This window comes from Bifidobacterium sp. LH_426 (assembly GCF_056356875.1).
Map to the genome: position 1 here is coordinate 71152 of NZ_JBKEVB010000007.1, position 13145 is coordinate 84296.

At 61.2% G+C, this 13145-nt stretch carries 9 protein-coding genes and 1 tRNA gene; 2 read left to right on the forward strand and 8 right to left on the reverse strand.

The window, feature by feature from the left end:
* Positions 1-19: 19 nt before the first annotated feature.
* Positions 20-3064 carry an RICIN domain-containing protein gene (locus tag AC1AYD_RS08030; RefSeq protein ID WP_476544940.1) on the reverse strand — a complete coding sequence of 1015 codons (3045 nt, stop codon included), beginning with the start codon at positions 3062-3064 and terminating at the stop codon, positions 20-22.
* Positions 3065-3608: 544 nt separating this feature from the next.
* Between AC1AYD_RS08030 and AC1AYD_RS08035 the strand changes: the two genes are divergently transcribed.
* Entirely contained in the window at positions 3609-4799 is a 1191-nt protein-coding gene (locus AC1AYD_RS08035; protein WP_476544942.1) for an ATP-binding protein, read from the forward strand.
* Positions 4800-4894: 95 nt separating this feature from the next.
* Here the strand turns inward: AC1AYD_RS08035 and AC1AYD_RS08040 are convergent, their stop codons facing one another.
* The 3 genes from AC1AYD_RS08040 to AC1AYD_RS08050 all read right to left on the reverse strand — a co-directional run bounded on the left by AC1AYD_RS08040 (position 4895) and on the right by AC1AYD_RS08050 (position 9554).
* A complete protein-coding gene (locus tag AC1AYD_RS08040; RefSeq protein WP_476544943.1) occupies positions 4895-5824 on the reverse strand; it encodes an AEC family transporter in 930 nt (309 codons plus the stop codon).
* A gap of 143 nt (positions 5825-5967) precedes the next feature.
* Complete coding sequence (locus tag AC1AYD_RS08045) at positions 5968-6870, reverse strand: DUF559 domain-containing protein (RefSeq protein WP_476544944.1); 903 nt, start codon at positions 6868-6870, stop codon at positions 5968-5970.
* 1697 nt (positions 6871-8567) lie between these two features.
* On the reverse strand, positions 8568-9554 hold the full coding sequence (locus AC1AYD_RS08050; protein WP_476503198.1) for a glycosyltransferase family 2 protein: 987 nt from the start codon (positions 9552-9554) through the stop codon (positions 8568-8570).
* 400 nt (positions 9555-9954) lie between these two features.
* Between AC1AYD_RS08050 and AC1AYD_RS08055 the strand changes: the two genes are divergently transcribed.
* Positions 9955-10042 (forward strand) — tRNA-Ser (locus AC1AYD_RS08055).
* Positions 10043-10325: 283 nt separating this feature from the next.
* Here AC1AYD_RS08055 and AC1AYD_RS08060 read toward each other — a convergent pair.
* The 4 genes from AC1AYD_RS08060 to AC1AYD_RS08075 all read right to left on the reverse strand — a co-directional run bounded on the left by AC1AYD_RS08060 (position 10326) and on the right by AC1AYD_RS08075 (position 12994).
* Positions 10326-10556 (reverse strand): FaeA/PapI family transcriptional regulator, encoded by a 231-nt coding sequence (locus AC1AYD_RS08060; protein WP_476544946.1) that lies wholly within the window; start codon positions 10554-10556, stop codon positions 10326-10328.
* A 299-nt stretch (positions 10557-10855) separates the two neighbouring features.
* Positions 10856-11416: a PIN domain-containing protein gene (locus AC1AYD_RS08065; RefSeq protein ID WP_476544947.1), complete on the reverse strand. Its 561-nt coding sequence runs from the start codon at positions 11414-11416 to the stop codon at positions 10856-10858.
* A 17-nt stretch (positions 11417-11433) separates the two neighbouring features.
* Complete coding sequence (locus AC1AYD_RS08070) at positions 11434-11847, reverse strand: helix-turn-helix domain-containing protein (protein WP_476503187.1); 414 nt, start codon at positions 11845-11847, stop codon at positions 11434-11436.
* 268 nt (positions 11848-12115) lie between these two features.
* Positions 12116-12994, reverse strand: coding sequence for a LysR family transcriptional regulator (locus tag AC1AYD_RS08075; protein WP_476544948.1), 879 nt, complete (start codon positions 12992-12994; stop codon positions 12116-12118).
* Positions 12995-13145: the final 151 nt, after the last annotated feature.

The window sequence follows — 13145 nt, forward strand, 5'->3', positions numbered from 1 at the left end:
GCACCACCATCCTCGTCGACTATTTCAGAAGCCACTGCTGGGCGGCACTGCCATTCGACGTATACAACTGGACATTCGTGCCGTTGGAGGTCAAGCCGGCGGCCACATCAATCACCATGCCCTCCGCAGCGGCGGAACGCAACGTGACGCTGCCGTCCGCGTTCCTCACCGCGATCCACTTCTGCGCCCACGTACCGTTGCCCGCGAACTGCTGGATGTTGGTCCCATTGGTGGTGAATCCGCCGGCGATGTCCAGCACCTTGCCGGAACCGATGTTCGTCAGCGTCACATATCCCTGCGCATCGTGTGAGACCCGCCATTTCTGCGCGTTCGTACCGTTACCGGCGAACAGCTGCACGTTCGCGCCATTCGACGCGGATCCGCCGGCGACGTCCATTACCTTGCCGGCGTTCAACTTCGATGCGAACACGACCACCCTGCCGTCAGCAAGCACGTTCCGGTTCTTCGAGGCGGCGTCATTCAACCGACCGCGCATGGTCTTGGCTTCGATGAACCGCCACTTCTGCGCGGTGGTACCGTTGCCGGCGAACAATTGCACGTTCGCACCATTCGACGTGGACGCGTTGAACACATCAACCACCATGCCCTCCGCGGCGGCGGAACGCAACGTAATACTGCCGTCCGCGTTCCTCACCGCGATCCACTTCTGCGCCCACGTACCGTTGCCGGCGAACTGCTGGATATTCGTGCCGTTCGCCGTGACGCCGTTGAACACATCCAGCACCTTGCCGGAACCGGCATTCGTCAGGGTCACATAGCCCTGCGCATCATGGGAGACGATCCAACGCTGGGCGTCGGTGCCGTTATCCGAATACAGCTGCACGTTCGCGCCATTCGCAACGGAACCGGCGGAGACATCCAAAACCATCGACGTCTTCACAGCGGCCGACACCTTGTATGTACCGTCCGCGAGCACGCTCCTATTGGCCGCGGCCTGCTCGTCCAGACGTTCGCGCATCGTCTTCACCTTATCCAGCGTCCACTGCTGTGCGACGGAATCGTTGTATGTGTACGTCTGCAGCTTCACCTGCGCGGACACGTTGCCGGCAGGCACGTCGACCGCCTTCGCGGTCCCCGCGTTGAGGAACGTGAGCCCATTCCCATCCGCGAGCACGGACCAATGCTGCGCCGTCGTACCATTCGAGTCGAACTGTTGGATGGCCACACCGTTACCGGCCAACGCACCGGCGACCTCCACAGCTTTGCCGGACCTGACGTTCATGATGCGGTACACACCGTTACCAACCTCATTGAGACGGTACATCTGCGCTTCGGAGCCATTCCACGCATACAGTTGGGCTCTCGTGCCATTCGCCGTGGAACCAGCGGTCATGTCCATCACGAAGTCCGCGTTCTTCGCGGATTGGATACGCACCTTCGTATTCGTCGGTACATTCGCGCCGACCGTGGCGACGGAGAACTTTTGGGCGGACGAATCATTCGGCCCGTACAAGGCGACGGTCGTGCCGTCGGACGTGTCGCCACCGGCGATATCAAACACCCAGTTGCCGAGCGCGGACTGCAGGTACCAACCCGAACCGGAATCACGGATGAACCATCGTTGGGCGACGGTACCGTTCGCGTCGAACTGCTGGACGACGGCACTGGGCTTGGCCTCACCATTGGCGACGTCAAGGACTTTGCCGGAGTTGACGTTCCTGATCACGTAACTGCCGTCGGACTGCCTCGTGAACGTGAACTGTTGGGCCTTCGACTTGTTCGCGGCATACAACTGGGTCTTCGCGCCATTCGCGGTGCCGCCACCGGCGATCTCCACGCCGGAGGAATCACGCTTCACAGAGTTGATGTAGTACGTACCGTTCGGAACGGAAATCGCCGGCATCGTACGCACATCGTAGCCGGTCTGATACTCCTTGTTGCCGAAGGCGTTGAGGTCGACGTTGCCGGTGATGCCGGTGATCTTGCCGCTGCTGGTGTACTGCCAGCCGCGGTCGTTCGCGGGGAACGCGGTGTACTGCATCGTCGAACCGTACTGGGCGACCCAACGCGTCTTCGCATGGATGCTCGCGCTGTCCAACGCCGTGTTCAGATAGCTCGTGTACGAGTAGACGCTCAGATTCGTGTACCCCGCCGCCCGGAGCTTCGCATACCAGGCATCCACGATCCCCTCATACACGCCCGGGGACGACGGACTCCGATGCCCCGTATACGTCCACGTCTCCAAGTCATAGAACACCGGATAGCTCAAGTCCCCCGGATTCACACCCGCCTTCCGCAGCAGGCTCACCACGTCCGCGCCCTCCGACGCGCCATCACCCGCATTCTCCGCATACGAGAACACGTACACGCCGAACGGAATCCCCAGACGCCGGCACTCGCTGATGTTCCGCAACGCCTGCGCGTCGAACCCGTTGTCCCAGCCATAGCTCAGACGGATGATCGCGCCACCGACGCCCGCATCCTTCACCTTCTGCCAGTCGATCGTCCCCTGCCACGTCGACACGTCGATCACGCCACTCGCCTGCTGGACGAACAGACTATTACGCGCGTCGAAGAACGCCGGAGTCCCGTTGTACGAACCCCAATGCGCGCCGTACTCGTTGCCCGGCAGGGACGCGAGACGCACCGAACCGACGGAACGGGAGGCAACGCCACCCGCATCCGCATCCACGTCGCCGCCGTTCGCCGCGACCTTCGCCTTCACCTCACCGGCGCTCACCGGGATGAACGATTCGCCGCCCGACTTCGCCAACGGATCCGGCTGACGGCCTTCCGTGCCCACGATCGCCGGATCGGTGACCGCCTCACCCGTCTCGATGTCCTTCAACCCGCCATCCGGAGTCACCGCATACCGCTCCGACACCACCGTCGCATCATCCGGAATCTCCGACGACACCCTGTCCGGCAGATCGGCATCCGGATTACCCGGCATCGCATCCGACACCGCATCATCGGAAACATCCGCGACCGGCCGCGCCGCGAACGCGGACGCGCCGGACGCGGCAGGCACGCCGGAAACCGCGCCGGACGCAGTACCCGCAGTATCCGCACTCACGTCGGCGAGCGCACTGGCCGGAACCACGCACACCGCACCCAACAACACGACAGACACGACCGACGCAACCGACGGCACAACCACGCGCAACACACGCGGCATACGCGACGCGCACGACTCCACAGAACCATGCCCCGACGCACCGAACAGATTCTTCCCCACCATGTCCAGACTCCTTGACGCACTCTCGTCGCATCGAGCATCATGCCGGCCGCCACACGCGGAAACCGGCGCAATCGCAACGTTTTCGACTGTGGTTCAGTCTAACCGGCCAGACGGATAAGGCGAAGCCCGATACAGGGAGATGTGACTCCCGACAGCGTACGGAGCAAATAACGGGCTCACATCAGTATCCAGCTGAGACGCATTTGTCTGTATAGCCGGAATAGGTAGTACAACTTCCTCTGCAACAGAGTTCTATCACTTAAACTGATAGAAATCCGCAAAATGATATATACTTGCCACATCACTGATAGAATTAATGAATTCTGGCGGCATGTCACAACTGCAAAGATCTTGCGAACGGACTGCAGTAAGGGGACTCATGCAGGAACGAGGAGAAGGACACGTAATGATCAATCGCCCCGCATACACGGATTGGTTGGAACGATGGCGCGACAAGGACGTCATCAAAGTGGTCACGGGGCTACGCCGCTGCGGCAAATCCACCGTACTCAAACTATTCCGCGACCATCTCATCGCCGAGGGCGTGGCACCGGAACGCATCATCGCCATCAACTTCGAAAGCTTGGAAGAGGACTACCCCACCAACGCCAAACCCCTCTACGACTACATCGTCTCCCGTCTGGCACCGGGCGTCACGAACTACGTGTTCCTGGATGAAATCCAACACGTCCGGGAGTTCGAACGAGCCGCCGACGGACTCTATGTGCGCGACGACGTCGACCTCTACCTCACTGGATCGAACGCCGACCTGCTCTCCAGCGAACTGGCCACACGGCTCACCGGACGATACGTGGAACTCCGCATGCTGCCCCTATCGTTCAAGGAATACCGCAGCGCACGACCCGCCACCGAGACGCCGGAGCAGTCCTTCGACCGCTACCTGCTGTACGGCGGTCTGCCGTACGCAGCCACCCTCGACTCCGATCAGGACATCGCGGACTACCTCGGAGGCGTATTCAACACCATCCTCGTCAAGGACATCGCGCAACGCCATCCACGCATCAACACCGCCGCCTTCAACGAAGTCGCCTCATTCCTGGCGGACAATGCCGGCAACATCACATCCGTAAAAGGCATAGCCGATGCCATGAAACAGACCCATCGCGGCATCTCCCCCACCACGGTGAACGAGTACATCACCGCCCTGCGCGAGAACTATCTGCTGTTCCGAGCCGACAGATATGACATCAAAGGCAAAGCCTATCTGAAAACCCTTGAAAAATACTATCTGGGAGATCCCGGCTTCCGATTCTGGTTCCTCGGCAAAACCGGCGGCGACCTCGGGCACCGCATCGAGAACATCATCTACCTCGAGCTGCTCCGACGCCACCGTACCGTCCACATCGGCAAAGTAGGCACTACCGAAGTGGACTTCTATACGCCGGGTCTGCAAGGCGACCACTATTACCAGGTCTCACTAAGCGTGATGGACGAATCCACACTCGCCCGAGAACTCCGCCCGCTCCGAATCATCGACGACAATCATCCCAAGACCCTGCTGACCATGGACCGCATCGGGAACGGGAATCACGCCGGCATCAAACAGACCAACATCATCGACTGGCTACTGGAGTAGCGCGACGACGGTCACGCACCGTGACGCTCGTGCGTGTGCGACGTGCGCGACGCAGGTCGCACGTCGGCACGCACGCACCCAACTACTCCCCGCGCTCACGCGCCGGGGAGGACGGCGTGGAGGGCCGTCATCACGATGAGGGAGATGACGGCGGTGACGGTCAGGGAGAAACCGGCGAGCTTCGCGTTGCCGGTCAGGGAATCGGTGAACTTCGTCGAGAAGATCGTGATCGGAGCGAACGCGCCAAGCACGATGATCTCGCGGATACGCATATCGAACGGGAGCAGGAACCAGGCGGCGAGCGCGATCGCCACGCCGAACAGTGCGCGCCAGGCAATCACCTTGGCGAGCTCGATCTTGTCCTTACGATTGTCCGGAATCTCCATCATCAGGCCGATCATCGCCATCGCGCAGAACGCGTTCGCATTGGCGAACGGCGTGATCAGCGTGACGATCGGCTGCGGGATGGTGATGTGCAGGAACATGAACACGAGCATCAGCATGTAGATATCGAAACTGATCGAACCAAGGAAATCACGCGCGATATTGCGCAGACGCAGGATCATCGGCAGGCTCTTGAAATTGTCGTCCATGTGCAGCAGCGTGCGCGTGATCGTGAGCGAACCGGCCGTCGCGACCGTCGCGTTGCCGATATCCAGCATGATGACCGGCAGACCCGCCGACGCGCCCATAAACGTCTGCACCACCGGCAGGCAGAACGCGCCCAGATTCAGGCCGGACGCGTTGAGCATCTGGAACGCGCGGTAGTTGCGCTCGTCGCCGCGCGAACCCGCGTAGACCACGAACAGCGGGATCGCGCAGGCGAAGAAGCCGAACAGCACGATCCACAGCATGCGCATGTCATGCTTGTTCGTGGCGAACGAGAGGATGATCGCGCACGGCAGGGTCAGGTTGAACACGAGGCCCTGCGCCACCTTGTAGTCGCGTTCGCCGAACACGTGCAGATGCTTGAGCGCGTACGGGCCGATGATGGCGAGCAGCAGCGCGCCGGATTGGAACAACATGGAATGGCCTTTTGATGTGGTGTGGGTTGGTGTGGGTTGGTGTGATTGCGTGGGTTGTGGTTATGCATGGGTTGTGGTTATCGGATACGCAAGACACCATAGGCGCGTGAAGGGCGGGCGGCGGCGGGACGGTCACATGGCGTTCATCGTTGGTGGCGGCGGTGGTATTGGCGCTGGCTCAGGGCCAACGCGGTCAGCCGGATCAGGAACTCGCGCCACTGTTCGGCGTCCTTCAAGGTGTCGTTGTGCGCGGTCAGCACCTCCCAACCGACCGCGGTGAGCGCGGACTGGCGGGACACGTCGTCGCTCCACTGGTCGGCGTGATGACGTCCCGCGTATTCGATGCCGATGCGCAGATCGGGCAACGCCATATCCAGATACACGAAGGCACCGTTTTCGTTGATCGCCACCTTGTGGTTGACCTGTAATGAGCGAAGCTCCGGCAGTGGTTCGGCCTCCAATCTGAGACGAAGCCGGGTCTCCATCGAGGAATCGGTGTTCTCGCGCATGCGGCGCATGGCGTTTAGGCATTTCACGCGGCCTTTGAACCGCGGCGGCAGGACTTCGAACAGCGCATTGAAATCATCCGGGGTGAAATGCGGGTCGGATTGGTTGCGGCGCATCATCGAGTCGGCGAGCACCGTCAGCTCGTCCTCGTCGAGAATCCGCGCCATCTGAGCCCAGACCAGCAGCGGATGCGTCGCTTGCACGCCCTCGATGATCTGGCCGGGTGAATACTCGCGACGGTGTTCTTGGGGAATGGTCAGCCACGCGGGCTTGGTCAACAGATGGCATTGCACTCCATTCCAGATGCGCCGCTTCGCGGGGTCGTCCACGACGATGTGCAGCTTCTCCAGGTCAAGCGCGCCGCGCGGGAGCAGCGGCAGCTCGATGCCGTGCAGCCGGAGGGCTGAAATCAGACCGCACTCGAATGCGACACCATGCCTGTTCGCGAGGTCCATGGCCTTGCGCAGTTCGTCAAGCCGGTTCAGAGCCAATTGCCTCATCGCAATGCCCGGGGTCGTCGGTGTGGTTGCAACATTCATGGCATGAAGCGTAGGCGGTCATGAATCGGAGCTGAAATCCAGCCGGCCCGCGGTGGAGGAGCACGTATGAGACGGTGGATAACCGGAGACGACTTCGGGAGGAACCGCACATGGGAGCCGCCGAGTGAGGATCTGCCCCATGCTTGGCAGGTCTGCACGCCGTCGGGCCGGCCCGGGCCAGCCCAGGCCAGCCAAGTGTGTACAGGCGCATGGGGACGGACCATACAGGGCGTATCCGTATCCGAACCTGTATGCTTCAGACACATTCCTGCATGGTTCGGGTAGATACCTGCATAGTCCAAGCGGAAACCTGTAGAAGAACCGGACGTACCTGTAGCCGATTGGCTTGAACCTGTAGGGCACGACCCTGAAGAACGTCTTTCCGCCGGCTGCCTGCAAGACCACGATCCTTGGAATTCCGCGGAAGTCGGCGACATAAATGATCGTAGATGCGGATGCCTTCAGGGCCATACGCTGCAAGTTGGCGTTATTCTCCTACACGTTGCGTGCTCGTTTATGCACGTTGCCCTCCTAACCATGCACGTTACGTGCCCAACCGCGCACAAAGCGGGGCAAACCATACATGTTCGAGAGCCCCAAGTCTCCGCGTTCCGGAATTTCCACGCAGGTTCATGTCCTGTGGGCAAATCAGCCTGCAACGTGCGCGGCATGCACAGCATGCACAACGCAGGGCGCAGAGAACGAGGCCACAGAAGGAGCAACGAGGCAAGCGGGCATACGCGCCCGCGCGCTGACCCCCATACGCCTATGTGATTTACGGGGGTGACGTAACCAATAGGGGGTCAGGAAGGGGGCATGCAGCCTATCCGCTGAAGCTGAACAGGGGTATGGAGCCATACATACCCCCTAACCAGCAATCGGTGCACGCGTACGGGCGGCACAGACAATAACGGCGCTAGCACGAAAGCGGCGAGTTTCCGGGATTACCCGAGTCGCACACATTACAGGCCTGACATGGCACCCCCGTTCTGCGGTCCTCCATTCTGTCGATAGGGGGTATAAACGGGGGTAATGCGATTCGAAGACGCCCGGGCAGATAAGGGGGAATAGCCCCCTAAAATGCCCCCATATTTTTTAGTAGTCAAACAGGCAACGCGGCACTGCGCCTTTCGTCCGAGCCCCGGGGGACGTGGTCGAGCCACCGAACGTTCGTTGTGTGTCACGGAGCACCATTCACGCCGCTAGCTCCTGCACCACCTGAGCCGAATGAGGCAGCTGAGATCAATCGGACATGTCTTGAAGGTAGGGTTAGTAGCCCAACTCCAATGCCCCCGTTCTTCTTTACGCCATACCCCCGTAAAGATTCTTCGTAGCCGTCCCCCTATGCAATCCCCCTATAGGCAGGAATACCCCCTATTGTCAGCCGCCACGGGGGCTCCAGATTCTCGCCACTCCTACCTGCATAAATCTGACAGGCTCTGGAACATCACGCCTCCGGGCGTCAGCACCGACATGACTCCGTCCGCTTCTTGCGCGTGGGTGTTATACCCCCTTCAATGCCCCCTAACACCCCAAGAGCGCAAGCCATTAAAATGGGGTTTATAGGGGGCATACCCCCTATAAACCCCTGTTGGCAGACCGTACTCAAGCGCCATCACCAATCGCACGGCGGACACAACGGCAGACACAACGGCAGACGCATCCGCAGCGCACCGGTCGGCGGAACCGGCCCCGAATCAGTCGTCGAGCACGTCGGGTAGCGGGCACGGCATCGGACGCCACGCGTTGTCGTGCAGGAGCTTGCGGGAATCCCACCAGCCCTTCGCGATCTGGACGACGCCGGTCTTCAAGTGCTCGCGGTCGACCATGACGAGGCGGATGAGCTCCTTCGCGGCGGTGGCGATTGTGCCGAGGCCGAAGAGGAACGGACGGTAGTCGCCGTACACCATGAAGTAGCGGGCCATGTAGCCGCGGTTGCGCATGATGTGGTAGCGGTTCATGTCGGACGTGGAGTTGAGCTGACGCAGGCCGGCGATGTCCCAGTTGCCGATTTCGCGCGTACGGCGCAGCACGACGTCGGGGATGACGATCGGCGCGGTGACCTTGCTCGCGCGGTAGCCGTAGATCGTGTCATCCCAATAGATGAAGAAGCGCGGATCGGGCAGGCCGATCTCCTTGACGACGCGACGGTTGAACAGGCCGCCCTCGAAGCACAGCGTGTTCATCGTGCGGAAGCCGGCGCGGCCGAACGCGGCCGGCGCGATCGGGTTCGGGATGCCGAGACCGATGCGGAAATCGTACTGCCAGTAGAACGGGCCGCCGTCATAGTCGAAGCGGCTGCCCTGGATGACCTCGTGGCGACGGGTCCACGGGGCGAGCTTGGCGATGCCGTCGGGCAGGACGGCGACGTCGTCGTCCATCACCCAGAACCATTCCGCGCCGAGCTGGTACGCCTTCTTCACGCCGGCGGAGAAGCCGCCCGCGCCGCCCAGATTCTCGGTCTGCGGCGCGTAGACGACGCGCGACTGGTTGCCGGAACGGTCGGCGACGGTCTTGCCCCACTGCGCGGTGACGTCGGCGGCGAAATCCTCGACCATGGACTTGGTCTCGTCGGAATGCTCGTTGTCGACGACGATGACGCGCCACGGCGCCTGTTCGAGCGCGAGAATCGACTCGAACAGGGTGGCGAGCAGGTTCTGGCGCTTGTAGGTGGTGATGACCATGGCGAGCTTGTCGATGGTCCTGGGGTCCTTCTTCGCGGTCTTCGCGGTCTTCGTGGTCTTCGCGACGGTTTTGTCGGTCTTCGCGGCGTTCGCGGTCGTCTTCACTTCGGTCATGGACGTATTCTCTCACCACCCGACGAACGGCGGCCACGACGTTTCCGGCATCGTCAGCACCCGGTCGACGACCACCACATTCCGTTAACCTTCACACCCTATGATTGTCAGTGGGGAGAAGGCTCACGACGCCCCGGAACGAGGCGAACGAGACCACCGTCGTCAACGTCGACGACGGCTCGCGACACGCCGATGGCACACAAGATTGGACACATCCGCAAATCCCATGCTATTCTCTCTCAATTGTGTGCTGAGCTTGCTTGTTCAGGAGTTCAGGGAAACACATGGAGGATTCGCCTAGTGGTCTATGGCGCACGCTTGGAAAGCGTGTTGGTGTAACAGCCTCACGAGTTCGAATCTCGTATCCTCCGCCAACAGGGTTTTCGGAGTTTTCCGGAAACCCTTTTTCATTGCCGACGACCCCGAGAAGTGGGGTCCAAGCGCTGCGGCGTCCAGCCCAAGGCGGACACGTCGAGACGGTGCGCTCGTTCAACAACCGGTTCGGACAGACGCGCAGCCAGAGCCCCGCATCCCACAGGCATCCCCCATCGGCCCGCACCCGTACCCGAACCTAGGAACCTTACCCACACCCCACTTCCTAGGTTCCTAGGTAACTTCCCAGGTTCGGGTTCGGAGTACGCAACGCAGCCCCGGCTTCTACTCGGAAGCCACCAGCCGGTACCGGCGCTTGGGACCGTACTTGGACCCGATGCCCTCGACGAGGTTCTCGTCCATCAAACCGGACAGGTAGTCGCGGATGGTTTTCGCCGATACTCCCGCCGCGTCGGCCAGTTCGGATGTGCTGGCGCTGTTCCGCTCCGCCAGATACGAGAGAATCGCCTGACGCATGTTGTCCCGCGAGTATGAGGTTCCTTCCTGCTCGGTCATTCTGCGATGTCCGAAGATGATGCGGAATTCGCTCAACGTACTCACCGGCACCGGCGGATCCATGAGCGCATCGGCTCGGACAGACGCGGCGCATGGCGCAGCCTCACCCCATCACAGTCATCCCATGAGTGATGCGACGGCTCGTGCCAACATGGCGTGGACACAGTGACGGAGACGGAATCGTGGACTCCTGATGGACCCCAACCTCCACCCGAACCTAGGAACCTTACCCACACCCACTTCCTAGGTTCAGACCCCTAGGCCCGCTCCCGGGCAAGACACACGATTCCCATCACCCTTTAGCGAGCGACCCGCTCCATGCCATCGGCGAATCTGTCCAGGCGTAGCCTACGCAGATGTGCCAGCTCCTCGGCCATGGTACGCGGCGGATTATCCTTACTGGACACGACGGCGTTCATCGCATTCACGATGCCATCGTGGTCGCGCGTGAGCATCGTGCTCAGGAACTCGTCCAGATGAACGGCTTCCACAGCGTACCGTTCAAGACTCAGCGGCGGGAAATCCTTGAGGTTGTACGTAACGATGTAATCGGCATCGGCGGACAGGGCAGCGGCGAGCACGTGCCGGTCATCCGGGTCCGGCAGCTCAAGCGTCGCTTCGAGATGTTCCCAACCGTAGACGCAATGGGTAGGGTTCATCGGCGTGATGAACGAGAGCAGACGATCCGCCTGTTCCGGCGTACGGTTGCGTCTTTCAACGAGCGCGCGACGCGCCTCCTCTAGAATCCGCTCGGACCACACGGCATCGATCACCTGTTCCTCGTCCAACGTGAGCATGATGTCGAGCAACCAGACCGCGGGGAAGACATTGGCATCAAGCAATACGACGGGTTTCGTCACGATTCGTCCCCGGCTCGTCAGTCGAAATCGGCGACGTAGGCCGCATCATCGTCGCCGTACAGCCCCATCTCCACAGCCGCGTGGCGCATCGAAGCCAGGGACCGTTCCATGCGCTCACGCTCACGCTTCTGATAGTCCATCACATCGACCACATCCACCATGCGGCGACCGGCGGCACCATTGCGGGTGAACGGCAGCCTGCCGGAATCGAGGATGCGGGCCACCGTGCGCGCCGAGCAGTTCAGCAACTTCGCTGCCTCTCCCGTCGTAATCATGCGGCGACGTCCCATCGCACCGAACGCCGCGTTCAACGCCGCCTCATACGCCTCGGCGCTCAACTCCACCACGTCACCGTCCGAACCGACGAGCGCGCGATTGCCGCGCGGAATCGTCGTCCCACCGGCACGCGGCATTTCAAGTACAGCCGTCATGATTCCTCCTTATGTTGCCGCCATTCTATCAGTTTCTGACAAAATCGACAATAGTCAAAATTGTCCTGTTAATTCGCGTCGAATGGGCGCGAAGATGAGTCCGTGGAACCGTCGAAACGCGAAACCCCCAGTCGGCGGTAAGGCGGAGCCAGCGTGAAGGTTGGGGTCTCGCATCCTCCGCCATCGCCCCGGAACCACGAGGTTCTGGGGTTTTCGTTTTTCAGCAACCCCACGTAACCGGGCAAACAGAGGCAACCCGGCAACCCCTTCAGGGCAATGCGTCGATGTTGTTTCGCAGGTGCTCGATGAATCGTCTGGCCGCCAAGGGGAGCCTGTCGCGGTCGGCATAGGCGATGGCGATGGTGCGGTCCACGGGCGGGTCGGTGGGACGCAGGACGATCCGGTAGTTGGCACTGGTGCGGTGGAGGATGAGTTCGGCGAGGATGCTGAAGCCCAATCCGGCCTCGACCATGGTCATGATCGAGTAGTCGTCGTGGATGCGCAACCGCACATTCGGCTTGAGCCCGATAGACGCGAACGCCTCCAACGGCTCGGAATAATGCCCCTCCTCCAGCAGGATCATGGGTTCCTTGGCGAGCGCGGCCAATGGCACCCGGTCAAGTGCTGCGAGCGGATGACCTTGCGGCAGGACGGCGAGCATGGCGCCCCGTTTGATGGTGATGGTCTGCACGTCGCGCGCGGCGGCGGGGTTGATGAATCCAAAGTCGATGGTGCCGTTGTGGATCCATTCCTGGATGGTGGTGTAGTCGCCTTGGTGCAGGACGAACCGCACGTTCGGGTGACGCTGTTGGAAGCCGCTGATGAGCCCGGGCAGCCAGTGGGCGGAGATGCTGGCGATGGTGCCCATGCGAATCACGCCGGTGTCGAGGCCGAGGATCTCGTCGGTCCGTTCGCGGATGCGCAGACCGTCCTCCACGTAGCGCTCGATGAGCGGGTAGAGCTGGCGTCCCTCCTCGGTGAGCGTGCATCCGCCGCGCTGCCGGTTGAGCAGGGTGACGTCGAGTTCCTTCTCCAGCGATGCGATCATCTGGCTGACGGCCGACTGGCTGCATCGCAGCTCGTCGGCGGCCGCGGAGACGCTGCCGTATTCGACGATGTGCCGCAGGGCGAGATACCGGTTGTCCATAATCGTTCATCATAGACGTTGCATAAGCATCGCTTACATGTCCATTAGCGGATTTGATTGTACTTATCGTATATGCACGTCATACGATGGCCGCCATCGGACACGTCCAGCGCAGTTGGATCGTTCGACACATGCACGGGAACATCAATGA

What these genes read in the sequence shown, in the direction of transcription:
- AC1AYD_RS08035 (WP_476544942.1), top strand. Translation starts at nt 3,609, where the DNA reads ATGATCAATCGCCCCGCATACACGGATTGGTTGGAACGATGGCGCGAC.
- AC1AYD_RS08040 (WP_476544943.1), bottom strand. Translation starts at nt 5,824, where the DNA reads ATGTTGTTCCAATCCGGCGCGCTGCTGCTCGCCATCATCGGCCCGTAC.
- AC1AYD_RS08045 (WP_476544944.1), bottom strand. Translation starts at nt 6,870, where the DNA reads ATGAATGTTGCAACCACACCGACGACCCCGGGCATTGCGATGAGGCAA.
- AC1AYD_RS08050 (WP_476503198.1), bottom strand. Translation starts at nt 9,554, where the DNA reads ATGGTCATCACCACCTACAAGCGCCAGAACCTGCTCGCCACCCTGTTC.
- AC1AYD_RS08060 (WP_476544946.1), bottom strand. Translation starts at nt 10,556, where the DNA reads ATGACCGAGCAGGAAGGAACCTCATACTCGCGGGACAACATGCGTCAG.
- AC1AYD_RS08070 (WP_476503187.1), bottom strand. Translation starts at nt 11,847, where the DNA reads ATGACGGCTGTACTTGAAATGCCGCGTGCCGGTGGGACGACGATTCCG.
- AC1AYD_RS08075 (WP_476544948.1), bottom strand. Translation starts at nt 12,994, where the DNA reads ATGGACAACCGGTATCTCGCCCTGCGGCACATCGTCGAATACGGCAGC.